The sequence below is a fragment of the Pseudomonas sp. NPDC090233 genome, from assembly GCF_044772285.1.
Lineage (GTDB): Bacteria > Pseudomonadota > Gammaproteobacteria > Pseudomonadales > Pseudomonadaceae > Aquipseudomonas.
Map to the genome: position 1 here is coordinate 44321 of NZ_JBIVYQ010000009.1, position 15986 is coordinate 60306.

The window sequence follows — 15986 nt, forward strand, 5'->3', positions numbered from 1 at the left end:
CATGCTTTACGCCATCATTGCCAGCGACGTCGCGAATTCCCTGGAAAAACGCCTGGCCGCGCGCCCGGCGCACATCGAGCGCCTGCAACAGCTCAAGGCCGAAGGCCGCGTGGTGCTGGCCGGCCCGCACCCGGCTATCGACAGCAACGACCCGGGCGAAGCCGGCTTCAGCGGCAGCCTGATCGTTGCCGAGTTCGACTCGCTGAGCGCCGCCCAGGCCTGGGCCGATGCCGACCCGTACATTGCCGCTGGCGTGTACGACAAGGTCATCGTAAAACCTTTCAAACAAGTCTTGCCCTGATCGATTTATAAATTGGCGGCGTCTGCGGTATCTTTGCCACTGGCGAGCGCGTCAGACGCTGTCGATTTGAATTGAGTGAGTCATGAGCGAGCTGTTACTGATTGATGATGACCAGGAACTCTGCGAGCTGCTCGGCAGCTGGCTGACCCAGGAAGGTTTTGTTGTCCGCGCCTGCCACGATGGCCAGAGCGCGCGCCAGGCCCTGGCTGAACACGCGCCGGCGGCCGTGGTACTCGATGTGATGCTGCCCGACGGCAGCGGCCTGGAGCTGCTCAAACAGCTGCGCAGCGACCACGCCGAGTTGCCGGTGCTGATGCTATCTGCGCGCGGCGAGCCGCTGGACCGCATTCTCGGCCTTGAGTTGGGCGCCGACGATTACCTGGCCAAGCCTTGCGACCCCCGTGAACTCACCGCCCGCCTGCGCGCGGTGCTGCGCCGCAGCCACCCGACCGCCACCACTACCCAAGTCGAGCTCGGAGACCTGGCTTTCAGCCCGGTGCGCGGCGTGGTCAGCATCGATGGCCGCGAGATGAGCCTGACCCTGTCCGAAAGCCGGATCCTCGAAGCGTTGCTGCGTCAACCGGGCGAGCCCCTGGACAAGCAGGACCTGGCGCAGATCGGCCTGGGCCGCAAATTGACCCTGTACGATCGCAGCCTGGACATGCACGTCAGCAACCTGCGCAAGAAGATCGGCCCCCACGCCGACGGCCGCCCGCGCATCGTCGCGCTGCGCAGCCGCGGCTATTACTACAGCCTCTGACCACCCCGGGCCGCACTGCGGCCCTGACCGTCTTTACCCTGCCTTTACCCTTCACTGACGGCGCTTGACCTCCATCTCCCTAGACTGAGCTCATCCGGTAACCACCGGCCCATGACAGGAGAGACACCATGCGCAAGACCCTAATCGCCCTGATGTTCGCCGCCGCCCTGCCGACCGTGGCCATGGCCATGCCTGAAGGCGGCCCGCGTCACGACGGCCCGCATCATCGCGGTGACGCGCCTTTCGCCCAACTGGACCTGAGCCGCGACCAGCGCCAGCAGATCGGCAAGCTGATGGGCGACCAGATGAAGAACCGCCGCGACATCACCGAGCGCTACCTGGCCAAGCTGCCTGCTGCCGATCAGAAGGCCATGAAGGACGAGCTCAAGGCCAGCCGCGACAAGGCCGACAGCCAGGTGCGCGCCCTGCTCAAGCCTGAGCAGCAAAAGAAGTTCGACGAACTGCAGAAAGAGCGTGAAGCACGCAAGGCCGAATGGAAGGAGTTCCAGGCCTGGAAAGCTGAAAAAGCCGGCAAGGCCCAGTAAGCTGTTCCCCACTGCCCGGCCCGCCCACAAGCGGGCCGGGCTTTTCCCGTTTACAGGAGGTGCTCTTGCGTTCTCTGTTCTGGCGCATCCTGGCCAGTTTCTGGCTAGCCATCACCCTGGTCGCAGGCCTGTCGATCCTGCTGGGCCACATGCTCAACCAGGACGCCTGGATCCTCAGCCGTCACCCAGGCCTCAACACCCTGGCCAGCCACTGGGCCAAGCACTATGAACAGGAAGGCCTGGAGTCGGCGCAACACTTCCTTGAACGCCGCAAGCAGCGCTTCAAGATCGACGTGCAGGTGCTCGACGACAGTGGCGAGGCGGTGGTGCCCGGCACCTTCCCGCGCCGCGCCGCCGCCTTCGAGGCGCGCCAGCACAATGACGAACGCCGCCTGCCGTGGCGCCGCCTGACCGAGGAATACACCAGCCCCGACAGCGGTGAAACCTACCTGCTGATCTACCGCATTCCGCATCCGGAACTGGATGCCTGGCACCGCGAAAGCCTGCTCTGGCCGTTGAGTGCGTTGGGCATCGCCCTGGTGGTCTTGACCTTGTTCAGCCTTCTGGTGACCCTGTCCATCACCCGCCCCCTGAGTCGCCTGCGCAGTGCGGTGCACGACCTTGGCCAGGCCAGCTACCAGCAGAACAGCCTGGCCCGCCTCGCCGCCCGGCGCGACGAATTCGGCGTGCTGGCCAAGGACTTCAACAAGATGGGCGCACGCTTGCAAAGCCTGATTGGCAGCCAGCGTCAGTTGCTGCGTGATGTTTCACACGAACTGCGATCCCCCCTCGCACGTTTGCGCATCGCCCTGGCGTTGGCCGAACGCGCCGAAGCCGAGCAGCGCCAGGCCCTGTGGCCTCGCCTGACTCGCGAATGCGACCGCCTGGAGGACTTGATCAGCGAGATTCTGACCCTGGCCCGGGTCGATGCCGAACAGGCCCACGCCGAACCTGTCGACCTCAACGCCTTGCTCGGCAGTGTGCGCAAAGACGCCCAGCTCAGTGCGCCGGAGCAGGACGTACGCCTGGAAGCGCAGCCGGGTTTGACCCTGCAGGGCTGGCCGACGTTGATCGAGCGTGCCGTGGACAACCTGCTGCGCAACGCGCTGCGCTTCAATCCAACGGGACAGCCGATCGAGGTGCGCGCTGTGCGCGAGGAGGAGCGAATCGTTGTGAGCGTGCGCGATCATGGGCCGGGGGTATCGGCTGAGCACCTGGCGCAGTTGGGTGAGCCGTTCTTCAGGGCACCGGGGCAGGATGCGGCGGGGCATGGGCTGGGGCTTGCGATTGCGCGCAAGGCGGCGGAGCGGCATGGCGGGAGTCTGGTGCTGGAAAATCATCCACAGGGTGGATTTGTAGCCAGGCTGGAGTTGCCGCTGGTGGTGGAGATTGGCAGTTGAATTGAGGTTGGGTCTTCCGGCCTCTTCGCGGATGAATCCGCTCCTACAGGTACTATGCAGAACCTGTGGGAGCGGGCTTGCCCCGCGAAGGATTCACCGCCTTACTGGCCCCAGGCGCTGACGTACTCGGCCGTTTCCAGAATCGGCGCCGTGCGCGGCTCGGCCATCGGCGTCCCAACGTACAGGTAACCGATCAACTCTTCGTTTTCGGCCAGCCCAAGCCCCTTGTGCACATGGGCATCAAAGGCCATGTCACCGGTACGCCACACCGCACCGATCCCCTGCGCGTGCGCCGCAATCAGAATGCCATGCGCCGCACACCCGGCCGCCAACCGCTGCTCCGACTTGGGCACTTTGAAGTGGTCCTGCAATTTGGCGATCACCACGATCAGCAACGGTGCGCGCAGCGGCATGGCACGTGCCTTGTCCAGTGCCGCCGGGGTCGCGTCACCCTTGTGCTGCACCGCTTCGGCGAACAGCTCACCGAGTTTCTCGCGCCCCTGGCCTTCAATGGTCAGGAACCGCCACGGCCGCAGTTGGCCGTGGTCCGGCGCACGCAGCGCCGCCTGGAACAATGCCTCACGCTGGGCGTCATTGGGCGCCGGCTCGGTCAGGCGTGGCACGGAAACACGGTTGAGCAATGCGTCGAGAGCCTCCATCGGCTACCCTCCTGGCAGGTGAATGTGCCGCCATTCTAGCGTTTACATCACCAGACCCATAGGTAGAATGGCGCCCTTCCGTTCAGAGTCAGAGCAGATCACATGGCGTTGCCGACCTTAAGGATCATTGGTTTCATCATCGGCATCTTCCTGATCACCCTGGCGGTCAGCATGGTCGTACCCATGGCGACCCTGGTGATCTTCGAACGCACCGGCGACATGCCGTCGTTCCTCTGGTCCAGCCTGATCACCTTCGTCGCCGGCCTGCTGATGGTCGTGCAGGGCCGCCCGGAACATGTGCACCTGCGCCCGCGCGACATGTACCTGCTGACCGTGAGCAGCTGGCTGGTGGTGTGCGTGTTCGCCGCCCTGCCCTTTTTGCTGACCCAACACATCAGCTACACCGACGCCTTCTTCGAAAGCATGTCCGGCATCACCGCCACCGGCGCCACCGTACTCAGCGGGCTGGACAGCATGTCGCCGGGCATCCTGATGTGGCGTTCGATGCTGCACTGGCTCGGCGGTATCGGCTTCATCGCCATGGCGGTGGCGATCCTGCCGCTGCTGCGCATCGGTGGCATGCGCCTGTTCCAGACCGAATCGTCCGACCGTTCGGAAAAGGTCATGCCGCGCTCGCACATGGTCGCCAAGTCGATCGTCGGCGTATACGTCGGCTTTTCTGTGCTGGGTGCGCTGGCCTTCTGGTGGGCCGGCATGAGCCCGTTCGACGCCATCAACCACGCCATGTCGGCCATCTCCACCGGCGGATTCTCCACCTCCGACCAATCGCTGGCCAAGTGGGACATCCCAGCGGTGCACTGGGTGGCGGTGGTGGTGATGATCCTCGGCAGCCTGCCGTTCACGCTGTACGTGGCGACCCTGCGCGGCAACCGCAAGGCACTGATCCGCGACCAGCAGGTGCAGGGCTTGCTGGGCATGCTGGTCGTCACCTGGCTGGTGCTTGGCACCTGGTACTGGTACTCGACCAACCTGCACTGGCTGGATGCCCTGCGCCATGTGGCGCTGAACGTCACTTCGGTAGTCACCACCACCGGGTTCGCCCTGGGCGACTACAGCTTGTGGGGTAACTTCTCGTTGATGCTGTTCTTCTACCTGGGCTTCGTCGGTGGCTGCTCCGGCTCGACCGCCGGCGGCATCAAGATCTTCCGCTTCCAGGTGGCCTACATCCTGCTCAAGGCCAGCCTCAACCAGCTGATCCACCCCCGCGCGGTGATCAAGCAGAAGTACAACGGGCACCGCCTCGACGAAGATATCGTGCGCTCGATCCTGACCTTCTCGTTCTTCTTCGCCATTACCATCTGCGTAATGGCCTTGCTGCTGTCGTTGCTGGGCGTCGACTGGATGACCGCGCTGACCGGCGCCGCAGGGACCGTTTCCGGCGTCGGCCCGGGCCTGGGCGAAGTGATCGGGCCGTCAGGGAACTACGCCACGCTGCCGGACGCCGCCAAATGGATTCTTGCCGGCGGCATGTTGCTCGGCCGCCTGGAGATCATCACGGTGCTGGTGCTGTGTATGCCGGCGTTCTGGCGTCACTGACGCCTTCGCTGTCCCCGCCTAGGCGGGCACGGTACTCGCTGGGGGTCACATCGAACCAGCGGCGGAAGGCGCGGTAGAAGTTGCTCGGGTCGGCGAAGCCCAACAGGTACGCGGTTTCCAGCAGGGTCATGCCTGGCTGGGCAAGGTATTGCTCGGCCAACTCGCGGCGGGTGTCGTCCAGCAATGCCTGGAAGCTGGTGCCCTCTTCCTGCAGGCGCCGCTGCAGGGTGCGCTGGGACAGGTGCAGCGCCTGAGCCAGGGTTTCCCGTTTGGGTTCGCCTTGCGGCAGGATGCGGCACAGCACCTGACGGACCCGATGGGTCACTCGGCTTTCCGAGAAACGCGCCAGATATTCCCCGGCAAAGCGGTCATGCAAGATGGCCATTGCTTCGTTGGCCGTTGGCAGGGGGGCTTCCATGTCGGCGCGCTCGAACACCAGGGCGTCGTGCGGCGCCCCGAACACCAGTGGGGAATGGAACGCCACCTTGTAAGGCTCGATGTTCTTCGGTTGCGGCCCCTGAACCAGTACCCGCCGTGGCTGGATCGGCCGGCCACTGAGCCACTTGCACAATGCCAGCGCGCAGGCCAGCGACGCCTCGGCGCTGTGCCGGGTGGGTGGGAGGTGATCACCGTGCACGGTAAGAATCAGTGAATAGCCTTCAGGCCCCAGGCGGAAACTCAGGTCGGAGCTTTCGGCAATGATGCGCTGATACCGCACAAGGCGGTCGAAACCTTCGGCAAGGGTGCGGCTGGACATCAACGCATAGCCCACCACATGGAACGACGCTGGCCGCACCACCCGCGCCATGTTCAGGCCAATGGCTTCGTTGCCCGACAGCTCGACAGCCAGTTGCCAGAGGCGGGTCATGGCGTCTTGTGGGAAGCGGGCGTCCGGGTCGTCAAGGGCGGCGAAATCCAAACCGAGCTGCCTGAACATGGCTGGGCAATCGAGCCCTTCCAGCTCCAGCGCTTTCACAATCCCTGATGCCCAGCTGGCAGACGTTGTTCTCTCACTCATGACAGGCTTCTTCTTACCGCTTCATGCGGTGAACTCCAAGGATACTCAAATGGCGCCCGTGGTCACTGGCGAGCCCCGTCAATGACTCTAGACTCGATTCAGGCTCCACGCCGTGTATCCTGTCAAAAAGTGTTAATCCCGGAGCACTGCCCATGAACAGCACAGCGCAGTTTCGCAGTTTTGCCGAGTTCTACCCCTACTACCTGGGGGAGCACAACAACCCCACCTGCCGGCGCCTGCATTTCGTCGGCACCAGCCTGGTCATCGCCTTGTTGGCGTACACGATCGGTAGCGGCAAATGGCTGCTGCTGTTGGCGGTACCCCTGTTTGGCTATGGCTTCGCCTGGGTCGGCCACTTCTTTTTCGAGAAGAACCGCCCGGCGACCTTCAAGCATCCGCTGTACAGCCTGATTGGCGATTTCGCCATGTTCCGCGACATCCTGCTCGGCAGGATCAGCCTGTAGCGTCCTAAGCAGGCTCGCGCAGCGCCGCAGCAGCTTCAGCCTGCCGCGCCTGCGCGTCGGCCAGGCGGTACAGCTCGATGCTGCCGTCCCAATGCTCGATCAGCGCCGTGCACGACTCCACCCAATCGCCACAGTTGAGGTAATCCACCTCGCCGACCTTGCGGATCTCGGCGTGGTGAATATGCCCGCACACCACGCCATGAAAGCCCCGCTTGGTGCACTCATGGGCAATGGCATCCTCGAAGTCGCTGATGAAGTTCACCGCTCCTTTGACCTTGTGCTTGAGATACGCGGACAACGACCAGTAGCCATAGCCGTAGCGCGCACGCCAATGGTTGAGCCAGCGGTTGAGCACCAGGGTGAACTCGTAGGCGCGATCACCGAGAAAAGCCAGCCAGCGGTGATAGCGGGTGATCACATCGAACTGGTCGCCATGGATGACCAGCAGCCGGCGGCCATCGGCTGTCAGGTGCTCTGCTTCGTCCACCAGCTGGATGTTGCCCAGAATCAGCTTGGAGTAGCGGCGCAGGAATTCGTCGTGGTTGCCGGTAACGTAGATCACCTCGGTGCCGCGTTTGCTCAGGGTCAGCAGGCGGCGGATCACGTTGGTATGGGCTTGTGGCCAGTAGATGCCGCTGCGCAGCTTCCAGCCATCGATGATGTCACCGACCAGGTAGATGCGGTCGGCCTGGTAGCCCTTGAGAAACTGCGACAGGTGTTCGGCCTGGCAATCACGGGTGCCCAGGTGCACGTCGGAAATCCACAGGGTGCGCACGCGTTGCTTGCGCGACGGGCGAGAGAGTTCGGCATGGCTCATGGGCGGGCTCCGGCGCTGTTTGCTGGAGACTGGCAGGCGCGCATGACAGGTTGGTGGCAACCTTGTGACGGGTGATGGTCAGCCCACAATGCGGCACAATGGTGCCCTGCCCTGCGAGGACGCCCCATGACCGCCGGCCCGATTCTATCCCTGCGCCATTACCGTGACGAACTGATCGCCCACAGCCACGAGCACCCTCAGCTGGTGTTCGGCCTGCGTGGGCGGCTGGATTTCGAGGTGAATGGCCATGGGGCGCTAATCGACCGCCAGGGCCTGATCGTGGTGCCCGCTGGCGCCCATCACACCTGCGCCAGCGATGCGGGCAGCCATTGCCTGGTGCTCGATGTGCCGGGCGAACATTGGTTGCGTGAACAACTGGGCGAGCATGCCGATGCCAGCCAACGGTTGCTCGACCAGCCTGCCGCCATAGGCCTGGATGACCGCCAGCAGCAACTGGTGGATTGGCTGGCGGCAAGCGCGATGGACGACCCGCTGATTGCTCGCCAGGGTGCGGGATTGTTGCTGGCCAGTCTCAGCCCGACGGCTGCGGCCATCGTCGCCCCGAGCAAGCGCCTGCCCTATGCGGCCTTTGACCGGTATATCGAGGAACATGCGGCGTACCCGTTGCAAGTTGCCGATCTTGCACGGATTGCCGGATTGTCGAGTGCGCGACTGCATGCGCGGTTTGCCGCTGAATGCGCGATGACGCCGATGGACTACATTCGCCAGCGGCGCTTGCTCAAGGCGCGGCAGTTGGTTATTCAGACGCTGCTGCCAATGGGAGAGATTGCCGCGCAGGTGGGGTATGGCTCGCAGAGTGCGTTTTCGGCGGCGATGTTGCGGGCGTTCGGGTGTTCGCCGGGGGCGTTGCGGCGAGAGTCTGGCGATAAAGCACGCTAAGGGGGCGACAGAACTTGTTTGTCTGCGGCTTTACACTGAGCCTGTGCCGGCGTCATCGCGGATGAATCCGCTCCTACAGGTTGTGGGGTATCTGTAGGAGCGGATTCATCCGCGATGAGGCCGGCACTGACAACACACTCGCTCAAGGACCACCATGAACCACCGCACCGCCCTCGGCGCGCTGCACATCGGCGCACTGTTCTTCGGCCTCACCGGCGTTTTCGGCAAACTGGCCGCCAGCGCCAGCCCGTCCATCATCGTGTTCGGCCGTGCCGCCTTCGCGGTGCTCGCCCTGGCCCTGTTCGCCAGCCTTACCGGCCCGGGCTGGCGGCGCCTCAGCGGCCAGGACCTACGCCGCCTGCTGCTCGGCGGCGTGCTGCTGGCCGGCCACTGGGTCAGCTTCTTCATCGCCGTCAAAGTCGGCGGCGTCGCCATAGCCACCCTGGGCTTTGCCAGCTTCCCAGCGTTTACCGTTATCCTCGAAGGGATACTGTTCCGCGAACGTATCCGCCGCAACGAAGCGGTTCTGGTGATTCTGGTGAGCCTCGGCCTGGTGCTGGTGACCCCGTCATTCGACCTGGCCAGCGAAGCCACCGGCGGCCTGCTCTGGGCACTGCTTTCCGGCCTGCTGTTCTCGCTGCTGTCGCTGACCAACCGCGCCGGCTCCGGCCGCTTGCCGGCCGTGCAGGCAGCGCTGTGGCAAAACCTGGTGGTCGGCCTGTGCCTGCTGCCATTCGCCGCCCCAGGCCTTGGCGCCGTGGTCGCCATGGACTGGCTGTGGATCGCCCTGCTCGGCATCTTCTGCACCGGCGTCGCCCACAGCCTGTTCGTCGCCAGCCTGGCGGTGATCAAGGCGCGTACCGCTGCGGTGGTGTTCGGCATGGAACCGGTTTATGGCATTGCCGTGGCCTGGGTGGTGTTCGCCGAAACGCCCACCCTGCGCATGCTGCTGGGCGGTGCGCTGATCATCTTCGCCATCGTGCTGTCCAGCCGCCTGGCGGCCGAACAACCACCCAAGCAGCGCGAAGTGGCCGAGGGCGTCTGATCAACGATCGTTGTGGCCCAGGTCACGCTGCGGGTCGATCTGGTCGCGCACGCGCTGCTTGAGTACCTTGGCTTCGGGGAAGCCACCGTCGGCCTTGCGCTCCCAGATCTGTACGCCGTCGCAGGTGATGCGGAAGATGCCGCCGGTACCCGGTTCCAGCGCCACCCGGGCCAAATCATCGGTGAAGGTACTGAGCAGCTCCTGGGCCAACCAGGCGGCGCGCAGCAGCCACTGGCACTGGGTGCAATAGGTAATGACGATTTCCGGCTTGCTGTCGGCCATGATGGGCGATCTCCAGGTAGGGGGCCGCTTATACTAGCGGTCTTTAGCCCTCGGTTTGAGACTCACGATGCACCGCCTGCTGTTCTGCCTTTTGCTGACGCTCACTTCGCTCACGGTGCTTGCCGCCGAGCCGCCTCGCCCCAAGGTCGGTCTAGTGCTCTCCGGTGGCGCGGCCCGTGGCCTGGCCCACATCGGCGTGCTCAAGGCCCTGGAAGAACAGGGCGTGCGCATCGACGCCATTGCCGGCACCAGCATGGGCGCCGTGGTGGGCGGGTTGTATGCGTCGGGCTACAGCGTCGAAGAGCTGGAAAAACTCGCCACCACCCTTGATTGGCAGCAGGCACTGTCCGACGCGCCGCCGCGCAAGGATGTACCGTTCCGGCGCAAGCAGGACGACCGCGACTTCCTGGTCAAACAGAAGCTGAGCTTTCGCGACGACGGCAGCCTGGGCCTGCCACTGGGAGTTATCCAGGGCCAGAACCTCGCCCTGCTACTGGAGAGCAAGCTGGCCCACACCGCCGACACCCGCGATTTCGACAAACTGCCGATCCCGTTCCGCGCCGTCGCCACCGACATCGCCAGTGGCGAAAAAGTGGTGTTCAGTCGCGGCCACCTGCCCCAGGTGATCCGCGCCAGCATGTCGATCCCGGCAGTGTTCGCCCCGGTTGAGCTGGATGGCAGACTGCTGGTCGATGGCGGCATGGTCGACAACATCCCCGTCGACGTGGCGCGGGAGATGGGCGTGGACCTGGCCATCGTGGTCGACATCGGCACCCCGCTGCGCGACCGCAAGCAGTTGGCGACGGTGGTCGATGTGTTGAACCAGTCGATAACCCTGATGACCCGGCGCAATTCCGAAGAACAACTGGCCAGCCTGCAGCGCGACGACATCCTCATCCAACCCCAACTGGCCGCCTTCGGTGTTACCGACTTTGGCCGCGCCCGCGACATGATCGACGCCGGCTACCGCGCCACGCGCCTGCTCGATCCGCGCCTGGCCACGCTGCGCCAGCCCGAAGGCGACGCCGAGCTGGCCGTGGCGCGCTCGCCCCGCCAGCGCACGCCGGTGATCACTGCGATCAGGGTGGAGAACGATTCCAAAGTCAGTGACGACGTGATTCGCTACTACATCCGCCAGCCGATCGGCGAGCCGCTGGAGCTGGACCGCCTGCAGACCGACATGGGCACTCTCTACGGCCTGGACTACTTCGACCGCGTGCAATACCGCGTGGTGCACAAGGGCGACGACCATATCCTGGTGATCAACGCCCGGGGCAAGCGCGGCGGCACCGACTACCTGCGCCTGGGCCTGAACCTGTCCGACGATCTGCGCGGCGACAGCGCCTTCAACCTGGGCGCCAGCTACCGCGTCAATGGCATCAACCGCCTGGGCGCAGAGTGGCTGACGCGCGCGCAGATCGGCGACCAGCAGGAGCTGTACAGCGAGTTCTACCAACCGCTGGACGTGGGCTCGCGCTACTTCATCGCGCCTTATCTGGACTTCGGCTCGCAGAATATCGAGGCCACCCTGGACAACGACCCGGTCGCAGAGTACCGCCTTGAACGCTACGAGTTCGGCCTCAACGTCGGCCGCCAGATCGGCACCTATGGCGAGGTACGCCTGGGCGTGGGCAAGGCCTGGGGCGAAGCCGAGGTGCGCATCGGCGATCAGGATTTGCCCAAGTTCAGTTTCAACGAAGGCTTCTACGAGCTGAAATATTCGTTCGACACCCTCGACAACGTGTACTTCCCGCACAGCGGTGAAGACCTCGGCCTGACCCTGCGCAAGTACGACAAATCGCTCGATTCGGATGAGGATTACCGGCAGTGGCTGCTCAACCTGGACAAGGCCATCAGCAGCGGGCCGAACACCTGGGTGTTTGGCGGGCGTTATGGGCGCACGCTGGACCCCACCGAAGTGGTGCCGTCGAGTTTTGTGATGGGCGGTGCGCGGGAGCTCTCGGGGTTCCGCCAGGATTCGGTGTCAGGGCAGAACATCAGCCTGCTGCGCGTGGTTTATTACCGGCGCCTCACCCCGCGTGGCTACCTGCCGCTGGACTTCCCGCTGTACATCGGCGGCTCGCTTGAGCGTGGGCGGGCGTGGAACAACGACAATGAGTTCGACAGTGGCTACATCAATGCGGCGAGTGTGTTCCTGGGGCTGGAAACACCGCTGGGGCCGTTGAACCTGACGTATGGGGCCAACAGTGCGCATGAACAGGCGGTGTATCTGAACCTGGGGCATACCTTCTAGGGCCGCAAGGCGGCCCCGGCCTTTCAGGACTTTTCGAGGTTGGCGAGAATCTTGGCATGGACGCGCATGCACACCTCAAGGTCCGCCTCATCCACGCCCGTGAACAGCTCCAGGCGCAAGGCATTGGCGATGGTCTCGATCTGCTCGATCAAGGGCTTTGCCGGTGGGCACAGCTGAATCTTCTTCGCCCGCCGGTCTTCCAGCACGGCATGGCGCCGCACCAGGCCCTGGCTTTCCAGGCTGTCGAGCAAGCGCGCAAGGGTCGGGCCTTCAACGCCGACACTCTGGGCCAGTTCGCGCTGGGTCGGCGCTTCTTCGAAACGCGCCAGGTGCAGCAACACCAGCCAGCGCGCCTGGGACAGGTTGAGCCCGGCCAGGCGGCGATCCAGCTCGGCGCGCCAGCCGCGGGACATCTGCGCCAGCTGCATGCCGAAGCGGTGTTGATTGTCGGTCAGGGGCATAAGCAACTCATTGACTAGAACTAATTATTAGTCAGCTAACCATGCCCCGGACCATCAGGCAAGGCTGCCTGATGCGCAAACGACCGATAATCGTCAAAAAGGATGACAACGGTCAGAGGATGTCCGAAATGTCCCCCGATCAGAGCTCGAATTCCGCCGCCAGTGCCGCACGTACGCAATACAGCACCCCTTCTGGAATGCGCCCACCAAACAGTGGCGCGATGGCCGACACCGGCGGCAACTCCCCTTCGCCGTCGAGGAATGCATCCTGCACTTCCATCAGCAAATCTTCGGGCAGGTCCAACGCCTGGTCCAGGCTCAATTCGTGGCGGCCGATGGCTTCGGCCAGCAGGCTGTAGACGTTCTTCTCGCTGCAATTGAGCTGGCCGGCGATCTGTGCCGGGGTCATGCCGGCACGGGCCAGACTGACCAGCTCGTGGCGCAGGTCGAGGACCACCTTGGGCGCCTCCTGCGTGCCACCGGCACCATTGAGCACTTCGAGGAAGGCCTGGCCGTAACGTTCCAGTTTGCGTGCACCCACGCCGCTGACCTGGGCCATGTCGCTGAGGCTGGTCGGTTGGCTGCGCAGCATCTCCAACAGGGTGGAATCGGGGAAGATGACGTAGGGCGGCACGCTGTGCTCCTCGGCCAGTTTGCGCCGCAGTGTGCGCAGTTCTTCCCACAGTTCGCGCTCCTCGGCGCGCACCAGCTGGCTGGCCGGGCTGCCGCCGCTGGAAGAAGCCTTGGCCACGGTCTGCGGCTTGAGGTCGCGGCGCAACTGCAAGGTCACCTCGCCGCGCAGCAGTGGCCGGCAACTGTCGGACAGACGCAGGCCGCCATAACCCTCCAGGTCGATGTCCACCAGGCCCCGCGCCACCAGCTGGCGGAACAATGAACGCCATTCCACCTCGGCGATCGCCTTGCCCACGCCGAACACCGCGAGTTTTTCGTGGCCGAAATTGCGCACTTTCTCGGTGTCTTTGCCCAGTAACACGTCGATCAGGTGGCCGACGCCGTAGCGCTGGCCGGTACGGAAGACCGCCGACAGTGCCTGGCGCGCAGGCTCGGTGGCATCCCAGGTCTGGACCTTGTCGACGCAGTTGTCGCAATGCCCGCACGGCTGTTCGAGCACTTCGTCGAAATAGGCCAGCAGCGACTGGCGGCGGCAGCGGGTTTCCTCGCACAGCGCCAGCATGGCGTCGAGCTTGTGCTGCTCCACGCGCTTGTGGCGCTCGTCACCTTCGGAGTTCTGCAGCATCTGCTTGAGCATCACCATGTCCTGCAGGCCGTAGGCCATCCAGGCATCGGACGGCAGGCCATCACGGCCGGCGCGACCGGTCTCCTGGTAGTAGGCTTCGAGCGACTTCGGCAGGTCGAGGTGTGCGACGAAACGTACGTTGGGCTTGTCGATGCCCATGCCGAACGCGATGGTGGCGACCATGATCAGCCCTTCCTCGTTGAGGAAACGGTGCTGGTTGGCCGAACGGGTTTCCGCCGCCAGGCCGGCGTGGTAAGGCAGCGCCGGGAAGCCCTGTTCGCACAGGTAGGCAGCGGTCTCATCGACCTTCTTGCGCGACAGGCAATAGACGATGCCGGCGTTGCCACGGCGCTCGGCGAGGAACGTCATCAGCTGCTTGCGCGGCGACTCCTTGGGCACGATGCGATAGAAGATGTTCGGCCGGTCGAAACTCGACAGGAAGCGTTCGGCGCCCTGCAGGTGCAGGCGCTGGACGATCTCCTCGCGTGTGCGCATGTCGGCGGTGGCGGTCAGGGCGATGCGCGGCACGTGCGGGAACAGCTCGGCCAACTGGCCCAGCTGCAGGTATTCCGGGCGGAAATCATGGCCCCATTGCGAAACGCAGTGCGCCTCGTCGATGGCGAACAGAGACACATCCAGCCCGCTCAAAAAGTCCAGCATGCGCGGCTGCACCAGGCGTTCCGGCGCCAGGTACAGCATCTTCACTTCGCCACGGCGCAGGCGCCCGGCCAAGTCACGCTGCTGCTCAGCGCTCAGGGTGGAGTTCAGCGCAGCTGCCGCGACGCCGAGTTCATCGAGGGTGGCGACCTGGTCGTCCATCAGCGCGATCAGCGGCGACACCACCACGGTCAGGCCCGGGCGCAACAACCCCGGCACCTGGAAGCACAACGACTTGCCGCCGCCGGTGGGCATCAGCACCAGGGCATCGCCGCCATTGGCCACGCATTCGATGATCGCTGCCTGGCGCCCACGGAAACTGTCGTAGCCGAAGATATCCTTGAGAACGCGCTGAGCCTGTTCGAGCATGTGCAACTCCACAAATCGCCGTACCATCCTGGACACAGGCTGGACGAAAAACCCGCTCCGCACACGCCAAATGCGTAAGCGGCTTTTACCAGAGGGCCGGCAAACCTTGCCCCTGGGTGAAAAACCGCGAAGTATACCCCAGTGCCGACTCGCGCAGGATGCCCCGGTGACAGACGTTCCCTTTGCCCCGGCATCGCCGCAAGGTGCTAGAATTCAGCATCGTATATTCCCCAAGGTAGCCCTGTAATGTCCTTCGCCGAGCAACTGACCCGCCTGCAAGCCTTCCTCGACGCCGACGAACTGCACGAAGAAGCGCTGGACTACGTCGCCGCCCACGGCTACCTGACCGCGCTGTCGATCTGCTCGGAGGAGGTGCCTGAGCGTGAATGGATCGACGCGCTGTTCGCCGAAGAACCCCATTACGCCAGCGATGCCCAGCGCACTGAAATCGAAGCGACCCTGGTTGCACTGAAGGGCCACATCGCCCGCCAGCTGGCCAGCGACGACGAGTTCGACCTGCCGTGCGAGCTGGACCTGACCGACGAGCCGGACGATTCCGACCTGCGCGGCTGGTGCATCGGTTTCATGGAAGGCGTGTTCCTGCGCGAAGAGGCCTGGTTCGAGAACGCCGAAGAAGAAGTCAGCGAGATGCTGCTGCCGATCATGGTCGGCTCGGGCCTGTTCGACGAACAACCGGAGTTCGCCGACATCGCCAGCAACGCCAACCTGCAGGACGACATGATCGTGCAGATCCCGGAAGCGTTGAGCGCACTGTTCCTGCTGCTGCACGCCCCTGAAGAGAAGCCGGCGCTGCTCAAACCGCGCCACCACTGAGTTGGCCGTGCGCTACCTGCTGCTGGCCATCGGCTGGCTCAGCGTCGCGCTGGGAGTGCTGGGGATCTTCCTGCCGGTGTTGCCCACCACCCCCTTCCTGCTGTTGGCGGCGGCCTGCTTTGGCCGCAGCTCGCCACGCTTTCATCACTGGTTGATCAACCACCCCCAGCTGGGGCCGTGGATCCGTGACTACCTGAGCGGCGCGGGCATTCCGCTCAAGGGCAAGGTCTACGCGATCGGGCTGATGTGGGCGAGCATCGGCCTGTCCTGCTACCTGGTGCCGCTGTTCTGGGCGCGGGCGTTCATGCTCACCAGTGCGGTGCTGGTGAGCGTGTACATTCTCAGGCAGAAGACGTTGCGCAAGCCGGGTTGAGCCCATCGCCGGCATGGCGATGGGCTGTACCG

General features: G+C 64.3%; 17 protein-coding genes. 11 read left to right on the forward strand and 6 right to left on the reverse strand.

The window, feature by feature from the left end; genetic code table 11:
- Window position 1: 1 nt before the first annotated feature.
- The 4 genes from ACIQUF_RS23270 (at window position 2) to ACIQUF_RS23285 (ending at window position 3006) form a co-directional block, all read left to right on the forward strand.
- Window positions 2–301 carry a YciI family protein gene (locus ACIQUF_RS23270; protein ID WP_400795275.1) on the forward strand — a complete coding sequence of 100 codons (300 nt, stop codon included), beginning with the start codon at window positions 2–4 and terminating at the stop codon, window positions 299–301.
- Between the two features lie 82 nt (window positions 302–383).
- Window positions 384–1061 (forward strand): response regulator transcription factor, encoded by a 678-nt coding sequence (locus ACIQUF_RS23275; RefSeq protein ID WP_403135871.1) that lies wholly within the window; start codon window positions 384–386, stop codon window positions 1059–1061.
- Window positions 1062–1189: 128 nt separating this feature from the next.
- A complete protein-coding gene (locus ACIQUF_RS23280; protein WP_403135874.1) occupies window positions 1190–1606 on the forward strand; it encodes a Spy/CpxP family protein refolding chaperone in 417 nt (138 codons plus the stop codon).
- Between the two features lie 59 nt (window positions 1607–1665).
- Complete coding sequence (locus tag ACIQUF_RS23285; protein WP_403135875.1) at window positions 1666–3006, forward strand: ATP-binding protein; 1341 nt, start codon at window positions 1666–1668, stop codon at window positions 3004–3006.
- Between the two features lie 101 nt (window positions 3007–3107).
- On the opposite strand, the gene ACIQUF_RS23290 is transcribed toward ACIQUF_RS23285, so the two are convergent.
- Entirely contained in the window at window positions 3108–3665 is a 558-nt protein-coding gene (locus ACIQUF_RS23290; RefSeq protein WP_403135877.1) for an NAD(P)H nitroreductase, read from the reverse strand.
- A gap of 102 nt (window positions 3666–3767) precedes the next feature.
- Here ACIQUF_RS23290 and ACIQUF_RS23295 point away from each other — a divergent pair, with 102 nt between their 5' ends.
- Entirely contained in the window at window positions 3768–5222 is a 1455-nt protein-coding gene (locus ACIQUF_RS23295) for a TrkH family potassium uptake protein (RefSeq protein WP_403135878.1), read from the forward strand.
- Here the strand turns inward: ACIQUF_RS23295 and ACIQUF_RS23300 are convergent.
- Window positions 5179–6240, reverse strand: coding sequence for an AraC family transcriptional regulator (locus ACIQUF_RS23300; RefSeq protein ID WP_403135880.1), 1062 nt, complete (start codon window positions 6238–6240; stop codon window positions 5179–5181). The genes ACIQUF_RS23295 and ACIQUF_RS23300 overlap by 44 nt on opposite strands.
- A gap of 152 nt (window positions 6241–6392) precedes the next feature.
- On the opposite strand from ACIQUF_RS23300, the gene ACIQUF_RS23305 reads away from it, so the two are divergent.
- On the forward strand, window positions 6393–6704 hold the full coding sequence (locus tag ACIQUF_RS23305) for an Mpo1-like protein (RefSeq protein WP_400795286.1): 312 nt from the start codon (window positions 6393–6395) through the stop codon (window positions 6702–6704).
- Window positions 6705–6708: 4 nt separating this feature from the next.
- Here ACIQUF_RS23305 and ACIQUF_RS23310 read toward each other — a convergent pair whose 3' ends face one another.
- Window positions 6709–7521, reverse strand: coding sequence for a UDP-2,3-diacylglucosamine diphosphatase (locus ACIQUF_RS23310; protein ID WP_403135882.1), 813 nt, complete (start codon window positions 7519–7521; stop codon window positions 6709–6711).
- Between the two features lie 126 nt (window positions 7522–7647).
- On the opposite strand from ACIQUF_RS23310, the gene ACIQUF_RS23315 reads away from it, so the two are divergent.
- Together ACIQUF_RS23315 and ACIQUF_RS23320 are read left to right on the forward strand one after the other, a co-directional pair.
- Entirely contained in the window at window positions 7648–8421 is a 774-nt protein-coding gene (locus tag ACIQUF_RS23315) for an AraC family transcriptional regulator (protein ID WP_403135884.1), read from the forward strand.
- Window positions 8422–8575: 154 nt separating this feature from the next.
- Window positions 8576–9466: a DMT family transporter gene (locus ACIQUF_RS23320; RefSeq protein WP_403135885.1), complete on the forward strand. Its 891-nt coding sequence runs from the start codon at window positions 8576–8578 to the stop codon at window positions 9464–9466.
- Here ACIQUF_RS23320 and ACIQUF_RS23325 read toward each other — a convergent pair whose 3' ends face one another.
- Window positions 9467–9748 carry a SelT/SelW/SelH family protein gene (locus tag ACIQUF_RS23325; protein WP_403135887.1) on the reverse strand — a complete coding sequence of 94 codons (282 nt, stop codon included), beginning with the start codon at window positions 9746–9748 and terminating at the stop codon, window positions 9467–9469.
- Between the two features lie 67 nt (window positions 9749–9815).
- Between ACIQUF_RS23325 and ACIQUF_RS23330 the strand changes: the two genes are divergently transcribed.
- Complete coding sequence (locus ACIQUF_RS23330) at window positions 9816–12002, forward strand: patatin-like phospholipase family protein (protein WP_403135889.1); 2187 nt, start codon at window positions 9816–9818, stop codon at window positions 12000–12002.
- A 23-nt stretch (window positions 12003–12025) separates the two neighbouring features.
- On the opposite strand, the gene ACIQUF_RS23335 is transcribed toward ACIQUF_RS23330, so the two are convergent.
- Window positions 12026–12463, reverse strand: coding sequence for a MarR family transcriptional regulator (locus tag ACIQUF_RS23335; protein WP_403135891.1), 438 nt, complete (start codon window positions 12461–12463; stop codon window positions 12026–12028).
- Between the two features lie 139 nt (window positions 12464–12602).
- The gene (recQ, locus tag ACIQUF_RS23340) at window positions 12603–14747 is read right to left on the reverse strand and encodes a DNA helicase RecQ (RefSeq protein ID WP_403135893.1); all 2145 of its coding nucleotides are present in this window, start codon (window positions 14745–14747) and stop codon (window positions 12603–12605) included.
- Window positions 14748–14993: 246 nt separating this feature from the next.
- On the opposite strand from recQ, the gene ACIQUF_RS23345 reads away from it, so the two are divergent.
- Complete coding sequence (locus ACIQUF_RS23345; RefSeq protein ID WP_400795298.1) at window positions 14994–15581, forward strand: YecA family protein; 588 nt, start codon at window positions 14994–14996, stop codon at window positions 15579–15581.
- A 1-nt stretch (window position 15582) separates the two neighbouring features.
- The gene (locus tag ACIQUF_RS23350) at window positions 15583–15954 is read left to right on the forward strand and encodes a YbaN family protein (RefSeq protein ID WP_403135895.1); all 372 of its coding nucleotides are present in this window, start codon (window positions 15583–15585) and stop codon (window positions 15952–15954) included.
- Window positions 15955–15986: the final 32 nt, after the last annotated feature.

What these genes read in the sequence shown, in the direction of transcription:
- ACIQUF_RS23305 (WP_400795286.1), top strand. Translation starts at nt 6,393, where the DNA reads ATGAACAGCACAGCGCAGTTTCGCAGTTTTGCCGAGTTCTACCCCTAC.
- ACIQUF_RS23295 (WP_403135878.1), top strand. Translation starts at nt 3,768, where the DNA reads ATGGCGTTGCCGACCTTAAGGATCATTGGTTTCATCATCGGCATCTTC.
- ACIQUF_RS23280 (WP_403135874.1), top strand. Translation starts at nt 1,190, where the DNA reads ATGCGCAAGACCCTAATCGCCCTGATGTTCGCCGCCGCCCTGCCGACC.
- ACIQUF_RS23290 (WP_403135877.1), bottom strand. Translation starts at nt 3,665, where the DNA reads ATGGAGGCTCTCGACGCATTGCTCAACCGTGTTTCCGTGCCACGCCTG.
- ACIQUF_RS23300 (WP_403135880.1), bottom strand. Translation starts at nt 6,240, where the DNA reads ATGAGTGAGAGAACAACGTCTGCCAGCTGGGCATCAGGGATTGTGAAA.
- ACIQUF_RS23270 (WP_400795275.1), top strand. Translation starts at nt 2, where the DNA reads ATGCTTTACGCCATCATTGCCAGCGACGTCGCGAATTCCCTGGAAAAA.
- ACIQUF_RS23320 (WP_403135885.1), top strand. Translation starts at nt 8,576, where the DNA reads ATGAACCACCGCACCGCCCTCGGCGCGCTGCACATCGGCGCACTGTTC.
- ACIQUF_RS23315 (WP_403135884.1), top strand. Translation starts at nt 7,648, where the DNA reads ATGACCGCCGGCCCGATTCTATCCCTGCGCCATTACCGTGACGAACTG.
- ACIQUF_RS23275 (WP_403135871.1), top strand. Translation starts at nt 384, where the DNA reads ATGAGCGAGCTGTTACTGATTGATGATGACCAGGAACTCTGCGAGCTG.
- ACIQUF_RS23325 (WP_403135887.1), bottom strand. Translation starts at nt 9,748, where the DNA reads ATGGCCGACAGCAAGCCGGAAATCGTCATTACCTATTGCACCCAGTGC.
- ACIQUF_RS23345 (WP_400795298.1), top strand. Translation starts at nt 14,994, where the DNA reads ATGTCCTTCGCCGAGCAACTGACCCGCCTGCAAGCCTTCCTCGACGCC.
- ACIQUF_RS23330 (WP_403135889.1), top strand. Translation starts at nt 9,816, where the DNA reads ATGCACCGCCTGCTGTTCTGCCTTTTGCTGACGCTCACTTCGCTCACG.
- ACIQUF_RS23310 (WP_403135882.1), bottom strand. Translation starts at nt 7,521, where the DNA reads ATGAGCCATGCCGAACTCTCTCGCCCGTCGCGCAAGCAACGCGTGCGC.
- ACIQUF_RS23335 (WP_403135891.1), bottom strand. Translation starts at nt 12,463, where the DNA reads ATGCCCCTGACCGACAATCAACACCGCTTCGGCATGCAGCTGGCGCAG.
- recQ (WP_403135893.1), bottom strand. Translation starts at nt 14,747, where the DNA reads ATGCTCGAACAGGCTCAGCGCGTTCTCAAGGATATCTTCGGCTACGAC.